This window comes from Bacillus sp. FJAT-47783 (assembly GCF_022808615.1).
Classification (GTDB): Bacteria; Bacillota; Bacilli; order Bacillales; family Aeribacillaceae; genus Bacillus_BZ.
This window is the reverse complement of the sequence record NZ_JAKZKS010000002.1, coordinates 85,493-110,250: the sequence shown is the minus strand read 5'-3', so window position 1 is coordinate 110,250 and position 24,758 is coordinate 85,493. Positions and strand designations below refer to the sequence as shown.

General features: G+C 37.8%; 24 protein-coding genes and 1 other RNA gene. 5 read left to right on the top strand and 20 right to left on the bottom strand.

What is annotated here, in order from left to right; translation table 11 throughout:
• Positions 1-21: 21 nt before the first annotated feature.
• Positions 22-1,209, bottom strand: coding sequence for a GTP-binding protein (locus MLD65_RS02920; protein WP_243290371.1), 1,188 nt, complete (start codon positions 1,207-1,209; stop codon positions 22-24).
• 299 nt (positions 1,210-1,508) lie between these two features.
• Between MLD65_RS02920 and MLD65_RS02915 the strand changes: the two genes are divergently transcribed.
• Positions 1,509-2,177: a response regulator transcription factor gene (locus MLD65_RS02915; protein WP_243290519.1), complete on the top strand. Its 669-nt coding sequence runs from the start codon at positions 1,509-1,511 to the stop codon at positions 2,175-2,177.
• Positions 2,174-3,574 carry a sensor histidine kinase gene (locus MLD65_RS02910; protein WP_243290370.1) on the top strand — a complete coding sequence of 467 codons (1,401 nt, stop codon included), beginning with the start codon at positions 2,174-2,176 and terminating at the stop codon, positions 3,572-3,574. The genes MLD65_RS02915 and MLD65_RS02910 overlap by 4 nt, the downstream gene beginning before the upstream one ends.
• 143 nt (positions 3,575-3,717) lie before the next feature.
• On the opposite strand, the gene MLD65_RS02905 is transcribed toward MLD65_RS02910, so the two are convergent.
• From MLD65_RS02905 to MLD65_RS02885, 5 genes are read right to left on the bottom strand one after another with little or no spacing between them, the layout of a single operon-like run.
• Positions 3,718-4,404, bottom strand: coding sequence for an ABC transporter ATP-binding protein (locus tag MLD65_RS02905; RefSeq protein ID WP_243290369.1), 687 nt, complete (start codon positions 4,402-4,404; stop codon positions 3,718-3,720).
• Entirely contained in the window at positions 4,405-5,214 is an 810-nt protein-coding gene (locus tag MLD65_RS02900) for an ABC transporter permease subunit (protein ID WP_243290368.1), read from the bottom strand.
• Positions 5,211-5,681 carry a nitrous oxide reductase accessory protein NosL gene (locus tag MLD65_RS02895; RefSeq protein ID WP_243290367.1) on the bottom strand — a complete coding sequence of 157 codons (471 nt, stop codon included), beginning with the start codon at positions 5,679-5,681 and terminating at the stop codon, positions 5,211-5,213. Before MLD65_RS02895 ends, MLD65_RS02900 begins: the two co-directional genes overlap by 4 nt.
• The gene (locus MLD65_RS02890; protein ID WP_243290366.1) at positions 5,660-6,940 is read right to left on the bottom strand and encodes a right-handed parallel beta-helix repeat-containing protein; all 1,281 of its coding nucleotides are present in this window, start codon (positions 6,938-6,940) and stop codon (positions 5,660-5,662) included. Before MLD65_RS02890 ends, MLD65_RS02895 begins: the two co-directional genes overlap by 22 nt.
• 50 nt (positions 6,941-6,990) lie before the next feature.
• Entirely contained in the window at positions 6,991-7,641 is a 651-nt protein-coding gene (locus MLD65_RS02885; RefSeq protein WP_243290365.1) for a nitrous oxide reductase accessory protein NosL, read from the bottom strand.
• Positions 7,642-7,974: 333 nt separating this feature from the next.
• Here MLD65_RS02885 and MLD65_RS02880 point away from each other — a divergent pair, with 333 nt between their 5' ends.
• Positions 7,975-8,226, top strand: coding sequence for a GlsB/YeaQ/YmgE family stress response membrane protein (locus MLD65_RS02880; protein ID WP_243290364.1), 252 nt, complete (start codon positions 7,975-7,977; stop codon positions 8,224-8,226).
• 287 nt (positions 8,227-8,513) lie between these two features.
• Here MLD65_RS02880 and MLD65_RS02875 read toward each other — a convergent pair whose 3' ends face one another.
• The 6 genes from MLD65_RS02875 to secG all read right to left on the bottom strand — a co-directional run bounded on the left by MLD65_RS02875 (position 8,514) and on the right by secG (position 14,749).
• Entirely contained in the window at positions 8,514-9,206 is a 693-nt protein-coding gene (locus tag MLD65_RS02875; RefSeq protein ID WP_243290363.1) for a hypothetical protein, read from the bottom strand.
• Positions 9,207-10,074: 868 nt separating this feature from the next.
• Positions 10,075-10,413, bottom strand: a transfer-messenger RNA (tmRNA) gene (gene ssrA / locus MLD65_RS02870).
• Between the two features lie 142 nt (positions 10,414-10,555).
• Positions 10,556-11,029 (bottom strand): SsrA-binding protein SmpB, encoded by a 474-nt coding sequence (smpB, locus tag MLD65_RS02865; RefSeq protein WP_243290362.1) that lies wholly within the window; start codon positions 11,027-11,029, stop codon positions 10,556-10,558.
• Positions 11,030-11,170: 141 nt separating this feature from the next.
• On the bottom strand, positions 11,171-13,447 hold the full coding sequence (gene rnr, locus MLD65_RS02860; RefSeq protein ID WP_243290518.1) for a ribonuclease R: 2,277 nt from the start codon (positions 13,445-13,447) through the stop codon (positions 11,171-11,173).
• 66 nt (positions 13,448-13,513) lie between these two features.
• Positions 13,514-14,254, bottom strand: a complete 741-nt coding sequence (locus tag MLD65_RS02855) for an alpha/beta hydrolase (protein WP_243290361.1) — start codon at positions 14,252-14,254, stop codon at positions 13,514-13,516.
• Between the two features lie 267 nt (positions 14,255-14,521).
• Positions 14,522-14,749, bottom strand: coding sequence for a preprotein translocase subunit SecG (gene secG / locus MLD65_RS02850; protein ID WP_243290360.1), 228 nt, complete (start codon positions 14,747-14,749; stop codon positions 14,522-14,524).
• Between the two features lie 153 nt (positions 14,750-14,902).
• On the opposite strand from secG, the gene MLD65_RS02845 reads away from it, so the two are divergent.
• Positions 14,903-15,310 carry a VOC family protein gene (locus tag MLD65_RS02845; protein WP_243290517.1) on the top strand — a complete coding sequence of 136 codons (408 nt, stop codon included), beginning with the start codon at positions 14,903-14,905 and terminating at the stop codon, positions 15,308-15,310.
• Positions 15,311-15,418: 108 nt separating this feature from the next.
• Here the strand turns inward: MLD65_RS02845 and eno are convergent, their stop codons facing one another.
• The 8 genes from eno to rpoN form a co-directional block, all read right to left on the bottom strand.
• On the bottom strand, positions 15,419-16,711 hold the full coding sequence (eno, locus tag MLD65_RS02840) for a phosphopyruvate hydratase (RefSeq protein ID WP_243290359.1): 1,293 nt from the start codon (positions 16,709-16,711) through the stop codon (positions 15,419-15,421).
• A 54-nt stretch (positions 16,712-16,765) separates the two neighbouring features.
• Positions 16,766-18,301 carry a 2,3-bisphosphoglycerate-independent phosphoglycerate mutase gene (gpmI, locus tag MLD65_RS02835; protein ID WP_243290358.1) on the bottom strand — a complete coding sequence of 512 codons (1,536 nt, stop codon included), beginning with the start codon at positions 18,299-18,301 and terminating at the stop codon, positions 16,766-16,768.
• Positions 18,294-19,055 carry a triose-phosphate isomerase gene (gene tpiA, locus MLD65_RS02830; protein WP_243290357.1) on the bottom strand — a complete coding sequence of 254 codons (762 nt, stop codon included), beginning with the start codon at positions 19,053-19,055 and terminating at the stop codon, positions 18,294-18,296. The genes gpmI and tpiA overlap by 8 nt, the downstream gene beginning before the upstream one ends.
• Positions 19,056-19,121: 66 nt before the next feature.
• The gene (locus tag MLD65_RS02825; RefSeq protein WP_243290356.1) at positions 19,122-20,306 is read right to left on the bottom strand and encodes a phosphoglycerate kinase; all 1,185 of its coding nucleotides are present in this window, start codon (positions 20,304-20,306) and stop codon (positions 19,122-19,124) included.
• Between the two features lie 217 nt (positions 20,307-20,523).
• Positions 20,524-21,531: a type I glyceraldehyde-3-phosphate dehydrogenase gene (gap, locus tag MLD65_RS02820; RefSeq protein ID WP_243290355.1), complete on the bottom strand. Its 1,008-nt coding sequence runs from the start codon at positions 21,529-21,531 to the stop codon at positions 20,524-20,526.
• A gap of 116 nt (positions 21,532-21,647) precedes the next feature.
• Positions 21,648-22,667 (bottom strand): sugar-binding transcriptional regulator, encoded by a 1,020-nt coding sequence (locus tag MLD65_RS02815; protein ID WP_243290354.1) that lies wholly within the window; start codon positions 22,665-22,667, stop codon positions 21,648-21,650.
• A 133-nt stretch (positions 22,668-22,800) separates the two neighbouring features.
• Entirely contained in the window at positions 22,801-23,049 is a 249-nt protein-coding gene (locus MLD65_RS02810; RefSeq protein ID WP_243290516.1) for a glutaredoxin family protein, read from the bottom strand.
• A gap of 17 nt (positions 23,050-23,066) precedes the next feature.
• Complete coding sequence (gene rpoN, locus MLD65_RS02805; RefSeq protein WP_243290353.1) at positions 23,067-24,383, bottom strand: RNA polymerase factor sigma-54; 1,317 nt, start codon at positions 24,381-24,383, stop codon at positions 23,067-23,069.
• A gap of 80 nt (positions 24,384-24,463) precedes the next feature.
• Here rpoN and yvfG point away from each other — a divergent pair, with 80 nt between their 5' ends.
• Positions 24,464-24,679, top strand: coding sequence for a protein YvfG (yvfG, locus tag MLD65_RS02800; RefSeq protein WP_243290352.1), 216 nt, complete (start codon positions 24,464-24,466; stop codon positions 24,677-24,679).
• Positions 24,680-24,758: the final 79 nt, after the last annotated feature.

Here is a 24,758-nt window from a genome sequence, read left to right as displayed (position 1 = left end):
CTTCCATTCCTCCTTATGATATTAAACTTGAACCGTAAATGGTGGTAACGGGTCTTTGAATAACGACCAATCACTTCCCATCTCCTCATCTGTTAATAAACATTTATCTAATGAATGTTCAACTGCACCTTTATCCATGTCAATTCCAATCATGACGATTTCAGTCATTCGATCTCCATACGTTTCATCCCATTTTTCAATTAATACTGGTTCTTCTTCCAAAATCTCGTTTTTTTCTTCTTCTGGGTATACCGCTACCCATTCACCTGCAGCTTCTATACTTATCGATGGACCTGCTTGAGATAAAAGACCTGCCATGTCATTTCTCGTTGCCAACCAGAAAAATCCTTTTGCACGTACAACATCAACAGGCCAATTTTCTAACCATGTCAACCAACGCTCTGGATGAAAAGGACGTTTGCTTCGATACACAAATGAAGATATCCCATACTCTTCTGTTTCGGGTGTATGTTCTTCATTTAATTCCTTCATCCATCCTGCACTTTGGCTAGCTGTTTCAAAATCGAATAAACGTGTATTGATTATTTCATCTAGTTTCACTTGTCCATATGATGATTCAATAATTCTTGCGTCTGGATTTAATTTTTGGATGACAGCTTTTAATTCCAAAACACTCTCTTTGTCTACAAGGTCAATCTTATTTAGTAAAATGACGTTTGCAAACTCTATTTGATCAATTAACAAATCAACGACTTCTCTCGTATCTTGTTCATCAGTTGCCTGCTTCCGGTCAAGTAACGTTTCACCTGAAGAAAAATCATGCCAAAAACGATTCGCATCGACGACCGTTACCATCGTATCTAAGCGACACATAGAAGGTAATTGAATGTTAAGCTGCTCATCGATATATGTAAAGGTTTGTGCAACTGGAATCGGTTCAGATATACCTGTCGATTCAATAACGATGTAATCGATATCACCTGCTTTCACTAACCGCTCCACTTCAATGATTAAATCTTCGCGTAATGTGCAGCAAATACAACCATTTTGTAATTCAACCATTTTTTCCTCTGTCCGAGAAAATGCTCCTTGTTTAATCAATGAAGCGTCTATATTCACTTCACTCATATCATTGACAATCACGGCAATCTTTTTATTTTCACGGTTTAATAAAATATGGTTTAATAATGTCGTTTTACCAGCTCCTAAGTAGCCACTAAGTACGGTAACAGGAATTCTTGTATCCACCACTCAAACACACCTCTCTCCCAAAATCAAAATGATTACGATTTACCTTTTAAAAAAATATCACTTTTCCAACCTCGAACTACAAATCGTAATTGTTACGAATTATATTGTATGAAACCTTTTTAATTTTTGCAAGTATATAATTATTAATAGCACCGCTAATTGCAAACATAATTAAAATTGGAGCAAAGAAGGATTAAAACTTCGTTAGTTCAAACAAATTTCATTATTTCTTTATATAATTAGATGAGAAGAAGTTTTCGTAAAAGGAGTCAATTACATTGAAACCAATAAAAATTATGATTGTTGATGATGAAGATAATATGCGCAACCTTATTCATACGTATCTAAAAAGGGCAGGTTATACATGTATCGAAGCGAAAGATGGGATGGAAGCGCTCGAATTATTAAATCACGAAAAACCGGATATGTTGATTATTGATATCATGATGCCATACATCGATGGCTTCACATTACTTGAGGAAATAAGGAACTATCAACAAATGAATACTCCTGCTATTTTCTTAACAGCGAAAGGAGATGGCGAGGATAAAGTAAAAGGATTAAAACTAGGTGGAGATGACTACATCGTAAAGCCTTTTAATCCAGCCGAGCTATTAGCCCGAATGGAAGCAATTTTTCGGAGAACTCGAAAGGATTTAATGGAATCGAATGTAGAAACGTTCGGACCTCTACAAATGGACCTCCAAGGACGAGTAGCTACTGTCCAAGGACGAAAGCTTGCTTTAACCCAAAAAGAATTCGATTTATTATTATTTTTAGCGAAAAACAAAGGGAAGGTGTTTACACGTAGTCAATTGCTTGATCAAATTTGGGGACCTTCCTATGAAGGAAGTGAGCGAACCGTTGATACACATATTAAGACCATTCGGTTGAAATTAAAGGATCATGGACATTTAGTTGAAACTGTTTGGGGTCTCGGCTATAAATTTGAGGTGGAACATTGAACATAAAAAAACTTTCCATCAGTCATAAAGTACTATTTCTTTTTCTAGTTAGTTTTGTCATTTCCATTGTATTTTCGTTTCTGTTCATTCACTTTCTATACAAAGATTTATATATTCGCAGTGTTAAAGAACAGCTCATATATGAAGGAGAACGAACAGCCGCCCACTTTCATTACGGATCGCTAAGCGGTGAAATTAAAGACAAGATTGCTTGGTATAATGTTGTTTCACCATATGAAGTAATTGTTGTAGATAAATTAGAAAAATTAGGTGATCATTTTCCTTATCAAATTGATTATGAACACCTTATAAGTAAAGAGGATGAACAAAAGCTTTTAAATGGACAATATGTTACGAAAGAAGGATATGTGAAAGAATTTCGCCGTAATATTACCGGTGCTATTTTCCCATTAACCCACGAGCAAAAGCTAATAGGGTTCATCTATATATATGTTCCACTAGCTGAAATACCAGAGGTTTTCAATTATGGAATCCCAATCTTAATTTTTTCTGGCTCTTTCTTTTTCTTGATTTTATTTTTCATCATCAATTATTTTGTCCAATCGATTTTCAAACCGTTACGTACGTTTCGTACTTTTTCTAAAGAAGTTGGCCGTGGAAACTTTTCAAAAAGAGTTCATATCGATACTTCAGATGAGATTGGGGAGCTCGCCGATGCCTTCAATAAAATGGCGGAGTCTCTCGAAGAACAAGACGAGCGTAAGAAAGAATTTCTCTCAAATGTCGCTCACGAATTAAGAACGCCCCTCACCTACATTGGTGGTTACACACAGCTTTTGTTAGATAAAGCGTATTCATCGGAAGAAGAGAAGCGAAATCACCTTCTGCTTATTGAAAAAGAATCGAAACGAATGCAAAAGCTAATCCATGATTTATTACAATTAAACGAGTTGGAAGATAAAAAGATGACGAACGAAAAGGAACCAATAGCCTTTTCCCAATTGATTCTTGATTCTTTAGAACTATTTACACCGTCGCTTACGAAACGAAATATAACGATTCATACGAATTTGGATGATGAAATCATCATAATGGGAGATAGCAGCCGCCTGCAGCAAGTCCTTTACAATGTGATAGACAATGCAGTGAAGTACTCTAATAACAATGGAGAAATCCGAATTACATCTTATCAAGATCGCAATCGAGCTATTGTAAAGATTACCGATGATGGAATAGGAATTCCGAAAAAAGATATTGATCGAATCGGGGAGCGTTTTTACCGAACCGACAAATCTAGATCACGTAAAACAGGCGGGACAGGCTTAGGCCTTTCGATCGTCAAAGAAATTGTCGCTCTTCATGATGGGACGATGGAGATTGAAAGCGAAGAAGGAAAAGGAACGACTGTTATTTTATCGTTTCCTTTAATCGATTAACTGTATATTATATGACTAAATTTTTTCAAAGCGAATACTTATTCCAAGATGTTACTAAAGTTATCTTGTCGTTTAACATCTTTTCAGCTTTTATATACGATGAAAAAGGCCTCTCAAGTAAAGAGACCTTTTTTTTTCAATATTTATGGGAGTTGAAAGACGTCTTCTAACTTTTCAATGATCACTTCTTCCAATGATTTTGCCGTTTTTGTTATGTCTTTTATTTTCTCCTTAATAATGACATTTCCATCTTGGAAGAATAACATTTCATCGGCTAATTCTTCTACTAAATGAAGATGATGGGTTGAAAAAATGATGGTTCTTCCATTTCGTTTTTCTTCTATTAAACAATTTTTAAACCATTTAACCCAATATGGATCTAACCCATTCGTTGGCTCATCTAGTATGAGAACTTCTTCATCTGATAATAACGCTTGGGCAAACGACAGTCTTTGTTTCATCCCTTTTGAGAATGTCTCAATTTTTTGATGTCGCACATCAAACAAACCTACTTTTTTCAATAAAGATGATATCGTATCATCATCAACGTTTTTAATAGCCCCTAACAATGTTAACCCCTCTATGGCTGTTAAGTTAGGCGGGAATTCCAAGTCATCTGGCATATAGCTAAACCGTTGTCCTTCCCACTTTATACGACCGGAGGAAGGACGAATGACATTTGTAAGAAGTTTTATGAACGTACTTTTCCCGGCTCCATTCCCTCCTGTCAACGCAACTATGCTTCCACTTTGAATATTGAATTGAAGGGGAGATAGACCAACTTTTCCGTTCTTATACGTTTTGGAGAGATTGATTATTTCAATTTTCATCTATCTTCCTTCTTTCTTTTCTAAAATTTTCCCACTCACAAAAATCGGTATAGCCACCCATAAGACACAAATAAACAAATACACACAAATGCCAACAGGTGCCAAAAAGAAATTGGCAAAATCGAAATAAACAGGCCCAAGAACCGTTGCATTCCCAGAATAAAGAATATAGCCAATTCGAATCCATTCAGCAGGGTTCGTAAAAGTTAAAATCATGACAAAAATTTTCAACATCGTACCTGATACAACTGTCCCTACTGCCATAATGAGATAATCAAAAATTAATAAAAAGAAAGCCCATGTTCCAAGTGCTAACGAAAGACTATGAATCCGATTTTGCGATACACTCCCAATCAAAATTGACACCGATGAAAAAATAACAATGATAACGAGCGAAAGGAAGAATAGAAGAAAATCAAAATGACTTAGTCCTTTCAAACTAAACAAAATAAGAACGAGCCCATAAACCATCCCGACTATCAACCAAAAACAACAAATCAATGCAACAAATTTTCCCCATGTGTATGAGGCAATTTTAATCGGATACGTCCTTAATAGCGTGAACCATCTTGATTCAATATCTGAAGCAACCGACATAGCCCCCATTCCAAGCGTAAAAAGGGGAAACAAAAACAATAAAACATTTAAAAAAGAAGCAGAATACCGAGTAAAAGATGATGTTGCAGGAAGAGCAAAAATTTGCACACTCGTAATGGAAAGGAGCAATACCATTAGAAGAAGCCCAAAAATAAGTAATGATCGACTTCGTACGATTTTTTTCATTTCTGAAACTATGATCGCACGATTCATTGGTCATGAACTCCCCATTTATGTTTTTTCAGTTCTTCAGGTGTTAAAAGTGTGCCCTTTCCTTCCTTATCGATGAATTCTTCTGCTTTTTGTTTCGTTGAAAAAGCAAGAACTCCATACGACATCGGTGTCCAAAAATCTGGATGGTATACATAAAACGCTTGATTGGAATCAATCCATTCATCTGTCTCATATTCTTTTACATAGCTTGCTCCAATCTCCCCTTTTTGACGTTCAATCGCAAACTGAGCGAGACAACCAACATCATCGAAAATGAGCTTATCCCCATTTGTTAATACTGCCTGTGCTGCGTATTCTTCATGAACAATACTCATATTACAAACGACACATGTGTCAACTTCAGGATTGATTACACGAGGACTGAAATCTTCCTTTCCACATCCAGCTACACTAATGAGAACGGCCATTACAAGCATAAACATGATTAGTACTTGATTCTTCGCCATATAATCCAACTTCCTCCTCCCCACAATACACCGATAATAAATGGAGTAATATGAAAATCAATTTGACCACGTTCTTTTTGTATCCGAACGGAAGGGTTTTCATCCGTTACAAACTCATTTTGATTAACGGAAATTTTCTCTTCCATTTTGCGCAATGCAGAGACGGATGGGGATTCAAAGAAATACTGAAAAGCTTTCTGTCTTACGATGAGTTTTGCAAATGATTCATTTGCTTGATAAGGTGTATCACCAAAACCATCATTATCCAAATCAAACCCTGAATAATCATCCCAATAATTCCCTTTCAATGTAGCTCCTCGATGATCGGACGAAACAGAAACGATGTTTCCGTATATATCATTATTTGTAAATGAATTGGATTGACCATATTGAATGAATTCAATTCCCGTTTGGTTTGAAGCAATCGTATTATGAGCAATTTCCGAATGATCAATATTTTGCACCGAAATACCTACACGATTTAAGAATAGTTCATTCTGTTTAAGTTTAATATTGTTCCCCTCATACAAAACAACTCCAAACCCATTGTAGTCCTGTTGGTTTTCAATCTCATTTTGCAAAATGGTTGTATTGGACGTCATCATATGCATGATCCCAGTTACATTATGATGAAAGTAATTTTGTTTAACGATTACACCTTTTGAATACATGAGGTGAACCCCATATCGTGAATGGGAGATTTCGTTTTGTTTAAATACAGAGTTTTGATCATTTTCAATATATATCCCGTCTTGAACAGATTGAATGTGATTACTGAAAACACGGATATCTTTCGTGTCAAAAAGGATAATTCCATTTCCCTTCTTCGAAAAGTGACCTTCGCTCCCTGAGATTACGTTGTTATGAATGATAATATTTTCAGCATTGTACACTTCCATCCCTTTAAAAAATTCACGAATTGTTAAGTCAGTAAGCTCGATATCCTTACTATTCTTCACTAAAATAGCACTTGATTCTTCTCTTTTATCCCCTTTCAATCGGATGTTTTGTACTTTCACATCCTTTGCATCGATAATTGAAATCGTAGAAAGCTCAACGTGTCCGTTTCCAATAAGTGCTATCGGCTTTGTGATTTCTAGCTTTTCATCATAACTTCCTTCTTCTATATAAACAATGTCACCTGGGTTCGCTTGATCGATTCGAGATTGAATCGTTTCTTTTGCATACATGAAGGAAGGTTGACAAAAAAATAAAAAACTAAAGGCTAACATCAGTTGAAACGCTATTTTTTTGCTCATACGCGCCTCCAATTCTAAAAGGGCTAAATGATTGCCCTTTAGCCCTTTCCTTAATTGTGACTCATATCCATGCTTTCATTGGTGTCAGCATGCCCATCATTCATGTCGTGCTCTTCACCATGATCTTCACTCGATCCGTTTTTCATTTTCTCCATTTTCTTTATATGGCGATGACTTGCCACTTCATCAATATCAGATAGAGTGCTAATTTTTGCTTTATCACTACCATGTTCTTCGATAAACGATTTGGCTTCGTCCTCTTTTGTGAAAAACGCATAGCCATAGTTCATTGGCGTTTTAATTTCAGCCTTTACAATTGTTGCTTCTTCAAGCTTTGTCCACTCACGCGTATTGTAGTCGCGGACATACTTTTCCTTAAACGTTGTATTATCCATTCTTTCTTGATTTAACATACAGCCGATATCATCAAAGAACAAGTTCTCTCCATCTTCTGTAAGTGCTTGAGCAGAAAACATTCCCATATCGCTGTCCTTCGTATAAACCGTCATTTGACAATAAACACATTCCGTTTCTTCATCAGGCTCTTTCAAGGATACTTCTTCTACCTTCTCCTCCTTCGTAGAATTTTCTACTGTTTCTTCACTCTTTTCTTCTGTTGATTCATTATTACCTGCACCTCCACATGCTGCAAGCGCTAACATGAATAATGAAACAATTGCAAATAAAAAACATTTTTTCATTTCATTTCCCCTCCCGATGTTTATTGTAGTAAAAAGTTGTGTGCTAACTTTGAAATTTTTATGGAAATATTTTGGATAATCTATTATTGAGATGGGGTGCTTTTATTTGTAATTGTTAAAATCTCGATTACGAAAAACAGGCGAGACAGGCTTAAGTCTTTCGATCATTAAAGAAATTGTAGCACTCGATGATGGAAGGATGGAGATTCAAAGCAGAAGAGGAAACAACTGTTATTTTATCGTGTTCTCTTGTTAATGAGATCCTCAATATATGTTTAATGAGGAACATTATTCCCCCTAGAGGTATATTCTAATGATTAAGGGGGAATAACGGTGGATGTTCTATTATTTCTGTTCATGAGTGGCATTATAGGTTGGTTTGCAAGCATATTAATCGGACGAGATATGCCTGGAGGCGTAGTCGGAAATGTATTAGCCGGTTTTATCGGTGCATGGCTTGGTACAGCCCTATTTGGTGCTTGGGGACCGAAAATTTTCGGGCTTTCTATCATTCCAGCCATCGTCGGTTCTATGATCATTGTATTTACCGTAGGATGGATTCGAACTTTAGCTCGGAAGCGGTGATTGAACAAAATCATCATCTACCATACTGTAAAGGTTATAATTAGTCTATATCTTTCATCAGGAAATACCGGGCATTCGCCCAGCTCTTTTAGTCCGTATTAGGGTAAAATACTCCAAAATTAAGACCCAAGGAATGCTGTAAAGTCAACATTCTTTGGGTCTACCTTTTTCTATTTTGGGGCGTAAAAACTACTTTTCGGACAGCACCTATTATGATGCGTACCATAAAGGTGCGCTATTTTTTATTTCGGACTTTCGTTTTTCTCGATTTCATTAAAATAAAAAAATCATTCTGCAGGGACTAAATAATATTCGAAAGGACTGTACCAAGAAATTCCCCAAGATTTATTGTTGTCAGAAAACATTTGAAATGATGGTTGAACGTGAAAATACGTATCTACATCGTAATAAGACATACTTTCATCTGCATTATACCAGTCTGTTAATTGACCTGTTGAATTGTAATAAAAGTCAGCTTTTCCTACTTTAAACGCAACTTTATTCGAACCTTTCTTTTCGATCGTCATAAAGCTTCCATCATTGGATAATGAGATCCACCCACGGTCTGAAGCGTCTACAAACTTATTAATTCCAGTCATATACATAACGACATGATCCTTGTCCCGCAGTGTTCTTTCTGTTATTACGTCATGATCTTTTTCGAGCCTAAGCATAACGGGTGTTCCATAATAATTTTTACTCGCCTGAGTCATTACTTTATTTTTATAATAGCTTTTTTCAGCATATGCAATAGGATAAGAGCCTTCATACGTAAGCCCGTGAAGATTTTTATTATCTTCTTCTTTTCCTAATAGTTCTTGATTAGCTGGCACCACAATATATTTACGAACTGAACTTACAGGGGATCCATAGATATCAGTAATTGTACTGGATGCTGCCATTGCTGAAGGAGTCGGTAACCAAACAAGGCTAAGAATCATACTAAATGCAAGGAAAGACTTCATCAAAAATTTTTTCATAGTGATTTCTCCTTATCTCCTCGTAAAAAATATATCAATTTACTCTCACCGGTGAAGTAACTTTAGTCTAATTATCTCATCTATGAAAATAAAGAGTCATATTTACCAATCTTAAGGTCCTAAAGTCTATTATTTTGATATATTAAAATACAAATAAATTATAAATAATATATTGATTGAAGTTTTAATTATATTATTAAGATATAATATCTATTTTACATTTGGTATATATATCAAAATAAACACTACTTTTTCACTTGTAATTGCACTTTAATAACTAGGTCTTTTTTATTCTAAATAAATAATAGGAGTTGCTAAGATGCCAACTCCTTTTTTTGTTAAATCCTTTAGCAATTTCGTATTATCACCAAACTATGTAAGACGGAAACAATAGGTCGTGCTATTCCATGCTCTCATCATGGCACTCACTATATCTCGATTTTGTTTGAAATTAGGTCCTCCAGTGTCTTATGTCAAATCTTTATTTGCACATTATTTATTCTTAACGCAAAAACGGACTTACCATGATTAGTAAGTCCGTGTTATTTCGCATTTACCACCAAACTATGTATGGTGGAGACGGTGGGACGTGCTATTCCATGCTTTCGTCATGGCACTGACTATATCTTGAACCTGTTTAAAATTGAACAGGTCCTCCAGCGTCTTATGCGAAATGTAGATTTACCAAATAGGTAGAATTTCGCATCCTAGTACTTCCATACCTAATGGAAGCCTATAAGTCGATACACGGCTGTTGGATTGCTCCACATACCGCTCGGCATTGCCATATCACGTTTAGACGTGACTTAGGTTTCACCGATAAAGCTGGATTTTCACTTATGTGTTACCACATAAGGCGACTATTTACTAATCGAACCCACGTCCAGAAATATCGCCACTTAAGCATCTACGAGCGTAGTCGGCATATTTACAGTTCGCTGTCCCTTATGCCTACCGACAGGCGGCCGGGCAGCTAGTCTGATTGTTCTCTTCCATCATCCTCAGACGGCGGAATCAGGCGTAGCCCACTTAGAGTGAGTCCCTTACCCTACCACATGGGCGATGGAGGGAGGAACCGCTAGCTGATATTAGGCAGCTAAAGCGAAATTGTTGTTAGATTTGCCAGTTATTATTGGCTTGACGTTTATGACGGAGACGATCCCTCCGGCTCGCAACCTAAGCTCGATCTACCCCTGTCGAATCCGTAACGTCCCCATGATATAAAGGAAAATAATACGGAAAAGTATCAATCGAACTTAAATGCATCTTTTAAAAAACTTTCAACTGGCAATGACACTTATTATTATAACAAATCTATCGGATAATGCAATTGTAATTTACTGTAAAAATTAATACTTTCCTTTTTGACGTTGACTAAAGGCACGTTCAATTTCGCGTTTTGCTTCTTTCTTTTTCAAGTCCTCACGTTTATCATATTTCTTTTTCCCTTTACCGAGACCTATTAGCACTTTCGCAAATCCGTTTTTCAAATAAAGTTTTAATGGCACTAACGAATAACCTTGTTCCTTCGTCGTACCAATTAATTTGCTAATTTCTTTTTTATGAAGCAACAATTTTCTAGTTCTTAGCGGTTCATGATTATAACGATTTCCTTGTTCGTATGGACTAATGTGCATATTGTGTAGGAATACTTCCCCTTTATCAATACGAGCGAAAGAATCTTTTAAGTTTACACGCCCGAGCCTAATTGACTTAATTTCCGTTCCTTGAAGGACGATTCCAGCCTCATAAGTTTCTTCAATAAAATAATCATGATATGCTTTTTTATTTTGGGCAACCGTCTTACCTTCTCCCTTTGGCATGTCCATCCTCCTCTCCGACAAAAAGAACGTATGTTTTAGCGATAAAAACAATTATAACAAAAATCCCCTAGTATCTCAATGTAATGAAAAGAAGAACCGAGAAATGCTTCCCGTGCTCTTCCCTTTATTCATCAACTTATATTATCTTTTTTTCTTTTTACGACCCTTTTTGCTTTTTGGAACGTTTTCGTAAAATTTTTTCTTTTTCTTCTTTTTTTGATTTTTCGGTGGTCTTGTTGACCACTCATCTTTTGAACGAGACTTCTTCTCACTTTTAATGACTTTCGGAGCTTCCTTTTTCACCGCTGGTTTCCGTCTTGACCCTTTCATACCGACAATTTCAAAGTCGATGGAGCGCTCATCTTTATCAACCTTTACAACGCGTACTGTTATTTCATCACCGATTCGATATACGTTCCCAGTTCGCTCACCAATCATCGCATAATGGCGGTCATCATAGCGGTAATAATCATCCGTCATGTAGCTAACGTGAACAAGTCCTTCAATCGTATTAGGTAATTCGACAAATATACCAAAATTTGTAACAGAGCTAATGATACCATCAAACTCTTCACCAATTTTATTTAACATAAACTCCGCTTTCTTCAATTCATCCGTTTCCCGCTCTGCATCAACAGCTCTGCGTTCCATTTTCGACGTATGCTCGGCGATATCATGAAGCTCTGCAGACCATTTTGCCTGAGTCGCCTCATCTAGTTTCCCTTCAATTAAGTACGTACGAATCAGTCTGTGTACGATTAAATCTGGGTAACGACGGATTGGTGAAGTAAAATGCGTATAAAATTCGGTTGATAAACCGAAATGTCCTAAACTGTCTGGATGATATTTCGCCTGTTGCATGGAACGAAGCATAACGGTTGAGATCACCATCTCCTCAGGCTTTCCTTGGACTTCTTCTAAAATATTTTGAAGGGCACGAGGATGAATATCGTTCCCTTTTCCTCTCACGACATATCCAAAGTTTGCAATAAATTCTAAAAAGCGTTGGAGCTTTTCTTCTTTTGGATCCTCGTGAATTCGATAAATAAACGGCACATTCATCCAATGAAAATGCTCTGCGACTGTCTCATTGGCAAGAAGCATAAATTCTTCGATTAGCCGTTCAGCAACAGAACGTTCCCTAAGTGCGACATCGTAAGGTTTTCCTTCTTCATCAACAAGAACTTTTGCTTCTTTAAAATCAAAATCAATGGCTCCGCGATCCATCCGTTTTTGCCTTAAAATATTCGCAAGTTCTGCCATCGTCTCAAACATAGGAACAAGTGGCTCATATTGTTGACGAAGTTCTTCGTCTTGATCAACTAAAATTTTATTTACATCGGAATAGGTCATCCGTTCTGTCGTGCGAATGACACTTTGAAAAATTTCATGATGCACAACTTGTCCGTTTGAGTCGACTTCCATTTCACACGACAATGTTAATCGGTCTACTTTCGGATTTAAGGAACAAATTCCATTTGAAAGTCGGTGTGGAATCATCGGAATGACGCGATCAACTAAGTAAACGCTTGTCCCTCGCTCAAATGCTTCACGATCAATTGGACTATGTTCTTTTACATAGTAGCTAACATCCGCTATATGTACACCGAGCTTATAGTTACCGTTTTCAAGCTTCGTAACGGTGACGGCGTCATCTAAGTCTTTTGCATCTGCACCATCAATCGTCACAATTACATCATTACGTAAATCTCTTCGATTTGGAATCTCTGCTTCATCAATCGTATCGGGTGTTTCATTTGCTTGCTGTAACACGTCTTCTGGGAAGCTTAGCGGTAATCCGTGGCTATGAATAACTGATAAAATATCGACACCAGGGTCATTTTTGTGACCTAAAATGTTCACAACTTCCCCTTCAGCACTTAAACGTCCCTCAGGATAAGTCGTGATCCGAACGATGACTTTATGTCCTTCAACCGCACCGTTCTTCGCATTTTTCGGGATGAAAATATCGTTGACAATCTTCTTATCATCCGGAATAACAAAACCGAAGTTTTTGCTTTCTGTATAGGTTCCGACAATTTCAACGATACCTCGCTCGACGATGCGGACAACGGTTCCTTCTTGTCTTGCACCACTTGATTTTGAGCTTAACCGAACGAGCACCGTATCACCGTGCATCGCATTGTTAAGCTCACCTGGTGGAATAAAAACATCATCAAAGCCCGGTTCACTCGGTTCAACAAATGCAAAGCCACGTGAATGACCAACAACGGTTCCTCTCAGCAAGTTCATTTTCTCCGGTAGTCCGTACCGATTACTCCTCGTCCGTACAATATGCCCCTCTTCTTCCAAGTGGTTCAATGTAATGACAAGCTCTTTAAAGTCAACGGCATCTTTTATTTGTAACGCTTCTTCTAATTCTTGTACCGTTAACGGTTTATATGTTTCTTCTCTCATAAAATCGAGAAGCTCATCTATTTTCTGTTGATTTATTTCTGCCAACAGGCAGCCCTCCTTTCAAGTCTACCAATCGAGACTTTCTAAAAACTCATAGATGTCTTCATGTAATTGCTCACGCTCTTTATCTAATGTAATGACATGTGTTGAATCTTCATACCATTTCAGCTTTTTATGATGAGACTCTACTTCGTTATAAATAATATTGGCACTATTTGTATTAATCATTTCATCGTGACGAGCTTGGACAACGAACGTAGGTGCATAAATTAGATCAACATGTTGACGAACATCAGAGATGAGCTCTTGCAATGCTTTTAATGTATTCATTGGCGTCTTTTTGAACGCTTCCATCTCTTCATTGATTTGCTCTTCTGTTTTTCTTTCAAACTGTTTGTAATTTCTCGCGTATTCTAAGACGCCTTTGTACATCGTTTCTTCACTTTTTATATACATCGGTGCACACATCGGAATAATTCCCTTTACTGGTACAGTGTATCCTAATTTAAGCGAAAAAACACCACCTAAGGATAACCCGGCAACTGCAATTTTTTCATACCCTTGTTCTTTTAAAAAATTATACCCATCCATGACATCTTTCCACCAATCTTCAGGACCTGTATGTACTAATTCTTCTGGTGGAACACCATGTCCTTTATATTGGGGAGCGTGACACGTATAGCCTCTATCTTGTAAAAAGCGTCCGAGCATGCGAACATCTGCTGTATTGCCTGTAAATCCGTGTAATAATAAAACCGCTCTTTCTCCCCCCTCAAACGTAAATGGTTTTGGTGTAACTACTCTCATGATGTAACTTCCTTTCTGCAAATAATGATCATTTATTAAACTAACCATAAAAATCAAATTCGTTCAACTAAAGTTAATGACCCAATAAGATGGTTAAACCATTGACAGTTCAATATCCAGTGAACTGCGTAATACATCGGTATGCTCATCCCTACACAAATAATAACACCTTCCCAAAAAGGTGCAAAGAAAGTAAAATGGAAAAAAAGATGACATTCAGCAGTCCTAGTACATAAAAAAGGCCTGAAACCAATTGTTCAGACCTCCTTAAAAGTATGCTACTAAAATGGTTAACACAAAGAATAATACAGAGAGCACGACGGTAATTCGATGTAAAATTAAATCCATTCCTCGTGCTTTTTGTTTTCCAAATAACTGTTCAGCTCCACCTGAAATGGCACCAGAAAGACCTGCACTTTTCCCTGATTGTAACAATACAACCGCGATCAGTGCGATGGATACGATAATTAATAAAACAATGAATAGCGTGTTCATACGGCACCTCCTAAAACGCACAATTCCGGTATTTTCAATTTACCACAAAACAAGAAGGTTGTCACCTTGATTCAGAAGCGGAGAAATTTTACAATGAATATGAACATCTTAGCAGGACAATGTGTCACAAATACTATTTTAGGAGTGGTTCACATGAAACATGTCACGCCATACTTATCATTTAATGGAACGGCAAAAGAGGCTCTTGAATACTATAAGGAAGTATTTGAAGGAGAGATTCTTGCTCTTCAAACGTTTGGTGAAGCTGATTTCCCAACACCTCCTGAAGCAGCTGATCGCATTATGCACGCACAATTTAAAAAAGACGGTTTATTCTTTATGGTATCTGATTCATTTCCTGGACATACCGTTGAAATCGGTAATAACATCTCACTAGCTATTGAAATGGAAAGTGAAGAAGAAATTGAAAAAATCTATGCTGCTTTAAAAGAAAAGGGATCTGTATTAATGGAGCTACAGGATACATTTTGGGGTGCTAAATTTGCAAAAGTGAAAGACTGCTATGGTGTGATTTGGGATTTAAATTATACAATCAAATAATGCACGACCGGGGGCTACCTCGGTTTTTTTTGATGAATAAATGTTCATTTTTCGTTCCAATATAAAAACCCCCTCTTCGTTGAAGAGGGGGTGGCTTAGTTTACAACCTTATTTTTTAAGATTGTAGAAAGATTTTAGACCTTCGTACTTCGCTGTTGCACTAAGCATGTCTTCGATGCGAAGTAATTGGTTGTATTTTGCTACGCGGTCTGTGCGTGAAGGTGCACCTGTTTTAATTTGACCTGCATTAGTTGCAACGGCAATGTCAGCGATTGTGCTGTCTTCTGTTTCACCAGAACGGTGAGAGATAACCGCAGTGTATCCTGCACGTTTTGCCATTTCGATTGCTTCGAACGTTTCTGTTAATGTACCGATTTGGTTCACTTTGATTAAGATCGAGTTACCAACGCCTTGCTCGATACCTTGAGCAAGCTTCTTCGTGTTTGTTACGAATAAGTCGTCACCAACAAGTTGAACTTTATGTCCGATGCGCTCTGTTAATAATTTATGACCTTCCCAGTCGTTTTCATCTAAACCGTCTTCAATTGAGATGATTGGGTATTTCGAAACAAGCTCTTCGTACCAATCAACCATTTCTTCAGACGTTTTCACAACGCCTTCGCCATCTAAATGATACTTGCCATCTTCTTTGTTAAATAACTCAGAAGATGCTACGTCCATCGCGAGCATAATTTGTTCGCCTGGCTTGTAACCAGCTTTTTCGATTGCTTCGATAATTGTTTGAAGTGCTTCTTCGTTAGAGCTTAAGTTTGGAGCGAAACCGCCTTCGTCACCAACTGCTGTGTTATAGCCTTTTGATTTAAGAACCGATTTTAAGCTATGGAAGATTTCAGCACCCATACGAAGCGCTTCACGGAAGTTTTCAGCACCGACAGGCATAATCATGAATTCTTGAATATCTACGTTGTTATCAGCGTGTGCACCACCGTTAACGATGTTCATCATTGGAACTGGTAATGTTTTTGCATTGAAGCCACCAAGGTATTGGTATAAAGGTAAACCTAAGAAGTCAGCTGCTGCACGAGCTGCTGCCATTGATACACCTAAAATAGCGTTCGCACCAAGTTTTCCTTTATTTTCTGTTCCATCAAGCTCCATTAAAAGCATGTCAATTGCATTTTGCTCTGTTACATCGACACCAATTAATTCAGGAGCAATGACTTCGTTTACGTTTTTAACGGCTTGTAAAACACCTTTTCCTAAGTAACGCTCTTTATCACCATCGCGAAGCTCGACTGCTTCGTATTCACCTGTAGACGCTCCACTTGGTACTAATGCGCGTCCGAATGCACCAGACTCTGTGTAAACTTCTACTTCTACTGTTGGGTTACCGCGAGAATCTAATACTTCACGAGCATATACATCAATAATTTGTGGCATGTTTTTCGACTCCTTACTTCATTAATTTTTTTAAATCATCGAAAGAGGCAACACTTATTTTTGAATAAGTGATTGACCTGTCATTTCTTTTGGTTGCTCTAACCTTAATAATTCAAGCATGGTCGGTGCTAGATCACCTAAAATACCATCTTTTCGTAAAGTTACATCTTTTTTTGTAACAATCACAGGAACTGGGTTTGTCGTATGAGCTGTTTGTGGATTTCCTTCCAATGTCACCACTTCATCCGCATTTCCGTGATCAGCCGTAATAATTGCGACGCCACCCTTTTCGATAATGCGGTCAACGATTTTTCCAAGACACTCATCAACCGTTTCTACCGCTTTAATTGTTGGTTCGAGCATTCCAGAGTGACCAACCATATCTGGGTTTGCATAGTTTAAAATAATCGCATCATGCTTATCTGCGTCAATTTCGTTTAAAAGTGCTTCTGTTACTTCATAAGCACTCATTTCAGGTTTCAAGTCATACGTTGCAACCTTTGGAGAATCAATTAAAACACGTTCTTCTCCAGGGAATTCTTGCTCACGTCCACCACTCATAAAGAACGTGACATGTGGATATTTTTCCGTTTCAGCGATACGAAGTTGCTTTAAGCCACCTTGAGAAATCACTTCTCCGAGCGTATTATCAAGGTTTACTGGTTTAAAGGCAACATATCCGTCAACCGTTTCACTAAAATGAGTTAAGCATACAAAAAATAAGTTTTCAGGATGTTTAGGTCCACGATCAAAGGAACGGAAATCTTTGTTCGTAAACGTATTGGATATTTGAATGGCACGGTCAGGACGGAAATTGTAGAAAATAACCGCATCATCATTTTGAATCGTCGCAACAGGTTTTCCATCTTCTTTTGTCATAACAGATGGAATGACGAACTCATCGTAAATGCCATTCGCATAAGAGTCCTCTACGCACTCAAGCGCATTTTTGTAGGAAGGTCCTTCCCCGTAAACCATGGCCCGATACGCTTTTTCAACGCGATCCCAACGTTTATCTCTGTCCATGGAATAGTAACGACCCGAAATCGTAGCGATTTCGCCTACACCGTATTCCGTCATTTTCTCAGTTAATGCTTCAATATACTTCTTAGCTGTTTGCGGTCCAACGTCACGTCCATCTAAGAAGCCGTGAATATACACGTTTTCTACACCTTGGTCTTTGGCAAGCTTTAATAAAGCATAGAGGTGATGAATGTGACTATGTACGCCACCATCAGAAAGCAACCCGAATAAGTGTAAGTTTGTTCCTTTTTCCTTCACATGATTCATCGCAGAAAGGAATGTGTCATTTTGGAAGAACTCCCCTTCACGAATCGCAACATTTACACGTGTTAAGCTTTGGTAAACGATGCGGCCTGCCCCGATGTTTAAGTGACCTACTTCAGAATTTCCCATTTGGCCTTCAGGAAGACCTACTGCTTCTCCACAAGCTTTTAATGTCGCATGAGGGTATTCGTTCCAAAAACGCTCAAAATTCCGCTTATTCGCTTGTTCAACCGCATTTCCTTTTGTTTCATCACGAAGAGCAAAACCGTCTAGTACGATTAAGGCTACTGGCTTTTTACTCATGTTTTCCTGCCTCCAAAAGCTGTAAGAAAGACTGAGCCTCAAGACTTGCTCCACCAACTAAAGCACCATCAATATCAGGCTCACTCATATATTCTTTTATATTTGCTGGTTTTACGCTACCACCGTATTGAATACGGATAGCGTTTGCTGCTTCGTTTGAAATTAAGTCTGCTACTACTTGGCGAATGTGTGCACAAACTTCATTTGCATCTTCAGCAGAAGAAGACTTTCCTGTTCCAATTGCCCAAATTGGTTCATATGCAATGACAACTTGCTTCACTTGAACTTCATCTAATCCAGCTAGAGCTAATTTTACTTGTTCTCCAACAAGCTCATTCGTTTTACCTGCTTCACGCTCTTCAAGCGTTTCACCAACACAAACAATTGGAGTTAAGCCATGTTTAAAAGCAGCATGTACTTTTTTATTGACTGATTCATCTGTTTCATTAAACATTTCACGTCGCTCAGAGTGTCCAATAATTACATATTGTACCCCAATATCTTTTAAAGCGACTGGGCTAATTTCTCCCGTAAATGCACCGCTTTCTTCAAAGTGCATGTTTTGCGCACCTACTTTTAAGTCCGTCCCTTTTACTTCCTCGACAAGTTGTCCGAGGAATAATGCTGGTGCACAAACAACGGAATCGACTTTGTCCGGAGAAGGGACTAATGTTTTCACTTCTTTCACAAAACTTTTAGCTTCTTCAAGCGTTTTGTGCATTTTCCAGTTTCCTGCAATAATTGGTTTTCTCATGTTTACACCTTCCTTTTCTTAAAGGCTGTGTCATCGATGTTTTCAAAATAGGGTAATGGTAAGGTTTTATTTATCTAGTAATGCTTCTACTCCCGGTAGTGCTTTACCTTCCATAAATTCTAAGGAAGCTCCACCACCAGTCGAGATATGATCCATCTTGTCAGCAAGCCCAAACTTCTCTACAGCTGCCGCAGAGTCACCGCCACCGATAACTGTGTATGTATTCTCTGCAGTTGCTAAACTTTCTGCAACAGCTTTCGTACCGCCAGCAAATGCCTCAAGCTCAAATACACCCATCGGGCCGTTCCATACGACAAGCTTTGAGTTATGGATAACATCTTTATATGTTTCACTTGTTTTAGGTCCGATATCCAACGCTTGCCATTCTGCTGGAATACTGTCAATGGATACAACCTTTGTATTAGCATCGTTTGAGAAATCGTCAGCTACAACAGCATCGACAGGCATGTAGAAATTCACACCTTTTTCTTTCGCACGATCGATAAATGTTTTCGCTAATTCGATCTTATCCTCTTCTAATAAAGACTTTCCAATTTCGTGACCAAGAGCTTTCACGAATGTGTAAGCTAAACCGCCGCCGATAATTAAGTTGTCGACACGATCAAGTAAATTCTCGATAACACCAATTTTATCTTTTACTTTTGCACCACCGATAATCGCTGTAAACGGACGATCTGGACTAACAAGTGCTTTACCTAGTACATTTAATTCTTTTTCCATTAAAAATCCTGCAACAGCTGGGATGTACTCTGCAATACCTGCTGTTGAGGCATGTGCACGGTGTGCCGCTCCAAATGCATCATTTACATACACATCAGCTAATTCAGCAAATGCTTTTGATAAATCTGCATCATTTTTTTCTTCTCCAGGATAGAAGCGCACGTTTTCTAAAACGAGGACGTCTCCTTCACTCATGTTGGAAACTTCAGTTTTAACAGAGTCTCCGTAAGCTTCATCAACTTTTTTTACCGGTTTATTTAATAGCTCTTCTAAGCGTTTAGCTACCGGTGTCAGACGAAGTTCTTCCACTACTTGTCCCTTCGGTCTTCCAAGATGACTAGCAAGCAGTACTTTAGCTCCTTGCTCAACTAAATACTCAATCGTTGGTAGCGCTGCGCGAATGCGAGTGTCGTCTGTTATTTCGCCATCCTTCATCGGTACGTTAAAGTCTACACGGCAAAAAACAACCTTTCCTTTCACATCCACATCTTGAACCGTTTTTTTGTTCATGTTCAAAGGTCCTCCTTTGAGATTGGCTTATTTCGAAACATCGATTCAATGTTTCCATAAAGAAAATGGGGAAGGGGGCGTTGATTAAAATCCCCATTCCCCTATCCGGTATTCATTATAGCTTTTTCAACGGAGTCGTAACAAGTGTAATGTTCAAAGTCTAACTGGTACAGACAAAGTTCGTCACACGTTGAACGAAAACTTTATCGTCTAATGATTAAAGACCTTGTTTTGCAATGTACGCAGCTAAATCTACTACACGATGAGAGTAACCTGTTTCGTTGTCATACCAAGAAACAACTTTCACCATGTTTCCTTCCATAACCATTGTAGATAAACCATCTACTGTAGAAGAGTGTGTGTTGCCGTTGTAGTCTTTAGATACGAGCGGCTCTTCGCTGTATCCTAAAATACCTTTTAAGTCGCCTTCAGCCGCTTCTTTAAGTGCTGCATTTACTTCTTCAACTGTTACTTCTTTATCTAATTCAACCACAAGGTCCACGATGGAAACGTTAGACGTAGGCACGCGCATTGCCATACCGTTTAACTTACCTTTTAAATCAGGTAATACTAACGCAACCGCTTTAGCAGCCCCAGTTGTTGTCGGAATGATTGACTCAGCAGCTGCACGAGCACGACGATAGTCTTTATGCGGTAAGTCTAAAATTTGTTGGTCATTTGTGTACGCATGAACCGTTGTCATCATACCGCGGTTAATTCCGAATTTATCGTTAAGTACTTTTGCAAACGGTGCTAAACAGTTTGTTGTACAAGAAGCGTTTGAAACAACATGATGGTTCGCTGCATCATATTGCTCATGGTTAACGCCCATTACCACAGTAATATCTTCTTCTTTCGCTGGAGCAGAGATAATAACTTTTTTCGCACCTGCTTCAAGGTGTTTCGCTGCATCTGCACGGTTTGTGAAACGACCTGTAGATTCCACAGCGATGTCAACACCAAGATCTCCCCAACCAAGCGCTGCTGGGTCACGCTCAGAAAGAACTTTAATTTCTTTTCCATTTACAACTAAGTTGTTTCCATTAACAGAAACTTCTGCGTCAAGAGTACCATGAACGGAATCATATTTTAAAAGGTGTGCTAGCATGTTTGCGTCTGTTAAGTCGTTTACTGCTACAACCTCCACCTCAGGATTGTTTAAAGCTGCACGAAAAACTACTCGACCAATACGGCCAAAACCATTAATACCAATTTTAACTGCCATTGTTAAAATCCTCCTTGAAATAGATGGAATTTTTTTTAGTTTTCTCAAAGAATACTCATTGTTTTTTTTGCAACAACGTTTGAGAAAACTTTTTTCCTATAAAAAGGGATGAATGATCATTCCCTTATTAACTCTTTTGCTGCGCCTTCATCTGTAATTAAGATGTGGTCAATCCCTTGCTTCATATACGCTTTAATCGCTTTTGCTTTCGATGTGCCACCTGCTACTGCAATGACACATGGAATATGCTTCAAATCCTCTAATTGAATACCAGCTGTTTGAACTTTATGAACGACTTCACCTTCTTGGTTAAAGTAATAGCCAAACGCTTCGCCAACAGCATTCCCTTTTTCGATTTTTTCAAAATCTAAAGGAGATGTTTTGCGCCGTTCAGCCATCGTTTTCGCCTCACCAATTCCGTGAAGAACAATGTGAGAAGAACGAATGACATTCAGTAAGTCTCGAATTGCAGGTTCTTCAACAATGGATTGATAAGCTTCCTTACTAAGCTGGTCTGGAATGTGCAAAAGTCGATAGTTACTATGAGCTCGCTTGGCCATTTTGGCGCAAATCGTATTTGCTTGATTTTCAACGTTTTCCCCGAGCCCACCTCTTGCAGGAACAAAAAGTGTATGTTCATGTTTATTATTCGGAGTCATCATATCGGCGACAGCCGCTAGTGTTGTACCGCCTGCTACCGCAATCGTTTCATTTCCCTTAAGGTGGTTATTGATAGTTGTCACACATGCACGTCCTAACTCTTTTTGAACCCAAGGGGATGTGTCACAATCTCCAGAAACGACAATGACTTCTCTCAATTGTAGTCTTTCCTTTAATTTGTTTTCCAATAAGGTTAGCCCTGATACTTCTTTAATCATTTCCTCTAAAACGGATAGAAGTTCAGAACCTTGCTCGGTTAACGTCATACCTGAGGGGTGAATGTGAATTAAATTCTGTTCTTTTAAAAATTGAACTTCTCCGCGTAACACGCGTTCACTCATGCCGAGGTTATGAGATAAGCTTCTTCTTCCAATCGGCTGCATGACACGTATATGCTGTAAAATATAAAATCTTTTTTGCATAACTTGGAGAAGATCGGGTAATAATTTCTTTTGTACTTCAATTAATGATTTCATTTGCTATAAACCCTTTCAAGTTTCACTTTGAACAGTTTCGGGACTCTTTGTGTCCCTATATGACATATTATGTCCCGGTCGATCATAAAAAAAACACCCCTGCTACATTTATATTGTAACAGGGGGCAAAAAGTTAATCAACATTTGTTTGTTCAAGCAACCGCTTTCTTAAAAAAATTTTATCAATCTTCCCGTATTGCAGTATTTTTCGGTCCATTTCAATAACAGGAATCATCAATTGGTATTTTTCAAGCAAGGAATCGTCTTTATAAATATCAATTTCTTCAATGTGCAACGCAAATGATTCTTGCAGTTCTGTTAAAACTTCCATTGCCTCATCACAAAGCGTACACCCTTCTTTTGTATATAGCTTTATGTTCATCATGATAGTACCTCTTTTCATTCAAATCGTTTTCGTAAACTAGAAGATGGGATATTTAGTTGATCTCGGTATTTTGCAACCGTTCTTCTTGAAACGGTCATATTATAATTCTCTTTTAATAAGTTCGCAATTTTTTGGTCTGATAGTGGACGCTTTTTGTTTTCATTTTCAATAAGCTTTTGAATAATATTTTTCACATTCGCACTAGACGTATCATCGGACTGTGAAGACGCGACACGGTTTGTAAAAAAATATTTTAGTTCTAATAGCCCAAACGGTGTTTGGACATATTTATCTTTCACAGCACGACTAACCGTTGATTCATGAATGTTTAACGAATCTGCAATATCCTTTAGTGTTAACGGTTTCAAAAGTTGATTCTTTAAATAGAAGAAATCCGTTTGATGACGAATAATTTCATGCATCACTTTCAGTAGTGTATCTTTTCTTTGTTCGAGAGATTTCACTAACCAGCGACATTGCTGCATTTTGTTCGTTACATAACTTTTAATTTCATGGTCTGTTCCCGTTTTCATAAGTGGCTCGTAACTTGCATTCATGCGTATTTGTGGAAGTAAATCATCATTATAATACACATTCCACTGACCATTATGTTCTTCCACAATTAAATCTGGGACAATATAGGTTGGTGCTGTATCTTCATATTGAAGTCCAGGTCTTGGATTTAACGTTTGGATAAAGTCATGAATTATTTGTATGTCTGAAAGCGAAAGCCCTGTTTGTTTAGATACTTCTTTCCACGCTTTTTGCGCAAATGGTTGAAAATAATCACGAACAATCCATTCAGCATGTTCAGGCTTATGATCGATACGTTGTATTTGAAGCAATAAACAATCTTGTAAATTTCGAGCGCCTACCCCAACAGGCTCTAGTGTTTGTAATATAGATAACTGCTTTTCCAACAAGTCAACGGGAACATGGAATTTTCTTGACAGATCTGATAAGTCTTCCGTCATATATCCGTTCGAATCGACTGCATCAATTAATATTTCCATTGCATTTCGCTCACGTGGCAAAAAACAAAAATCGTATAGTTGTGCACGCAAAAACTCATTTAGGCTAGAGCCTTTCCGAGAAACATTTTCAATCCAATTATCTTTTTGATCCGTATGTTTTGTACCTTTTTTATGGTAAAATTCATTCGTATTCGATTTATCAATAAAATCAATTAGGGGATTCTCTAACGTTACCTCTTGAAGATATGAAACTAAATCTACGGTTGAAAATTGCAAAAGAGTAATAGCTTGTTGAAGCTCTTTCGTCATCGTGAGCTTTAATGATTGCTCTTGAAATAAACCAAATTTCATATTCATAATACCTTCCCCCTATACATTTACATTGTACAACAAGAAACAAAAAGTTTGAATGAGAGAAATTGGAAGGAGGGTGCCAAGTGACACAGTTATTCTCAGTACAATACTTTGAAGAAAGTATTCGCCAACATATTAAAATGAATGCAGCAACTTCTTCAAAAATCGATGCGATGAATAGTTATTACCGTTCTGTCGTTTCTACGTTAGTCCACGACCAACTAACGAAAAATGCAGAAGTATTAAAGCGCATTCAAAACCTCGATACGGCTTATAACAATGTAAAAGCAGAAGCTTAATAGTTGAAACCCTAGCACACCGTTGTTAGGGTTTTTTATCATCATAAGCTTCTATGTAAATAAAGATTACACGAGACAA